Source organism: Aeromonas sp. sif0611, from assembly GCF_019218845.1.
GTDB classification, from domain to species: domain Bacteria; phylum Pseudomonadota; class Gammaproteobacteria; order Enterobacterales; family Aeromonadaceae; genus Aeromonas; species Aeromonas media.
The window spans coordinates 1-800 of the sequence record NZ_JAHUWU010000024.1; the positions used below are offsets into that span (position 1 = coordinate 1).

The window sequence follows — 800 nt, forward strand, 5'->3', positions numbered from 1 at the left end:
TTGCTCCTTGGGGCTGGACTCGGGGGTTGCGGCGTTACCGTTGTAAACAATGCTTGCGGACCTGCTCTACCTTGACCAAGACGCCATTGGCACGCCTGAGAAAAACCCAATGCTGGCAAGCCTATGCCCAGGCGCTCATCGACGGTCTAACCGTCAGAGCAGCGGCCCGGCGCTGTGGAGTCAGCAAGAACACAGCCTTCCTGTGGCGCCATCGCTTTTTGCGCGCCATGGCAGAGCATCGGGCCGACCATGAAGGCGGGATTGTGGAAGTGGATGAGACCTTCTTTCTCGAGTCCTTCAAAGGCCAGTATGTCTGGTCACGACCAGCCCGACAGCGAGGCGGCAAAGGGCGAACCCGAGGAACGGGACCGGATTACATCCCGGTGGTCGTGGTGCAAGACAGGGAAGGCCATCTGGCCGATTTCCAACTGGAGCAACTGGATGCCAGGCATGTGAAGGCGGTCCTGGCGCCGCTAGTCGACAAGGATGCGGTGCTGTGCAGTGATGGGGCAGGCGTGTATGCGAGCTTTGCCCGTAGCCAGGGATTGAGTCATCAGGTGCTGCATAACCGGGCGGGACAGCGGGTGATAAGCGGTGCTTACCATATCCAACATGTGAACGGGTATCACCGCAGGCTAAAGGAATGGATGGAGCGATTTCACGGTGTCGCGACATCTTACTTGAAGCATTATCTGGGTTGGCGGCGGATGCTGGAGCGTTATCAACGAGGGATAGACGTCAGATGTTGCTTGCATGAGGCGCTAGGGCGCCCCATGCAACACGTAATTGGGACATAGCCA

1 protein-coding gene is annotated in these 800 nt (G+C 58.4%); it reads left to right on the forward strand.

Annotation, left to right across the window (positions count from 1 at the left end):
• Nucleotides 1-797, forward strand: a 797-nt coding sequence (locus KW824_RS20590; protein WP_218410879.1) for an IS1595 family transposase, incomplete at its 5' end; no start/stop codon positions are given.
• Nucleotides 798-800 lie beyond the last annotated feature (3 nt).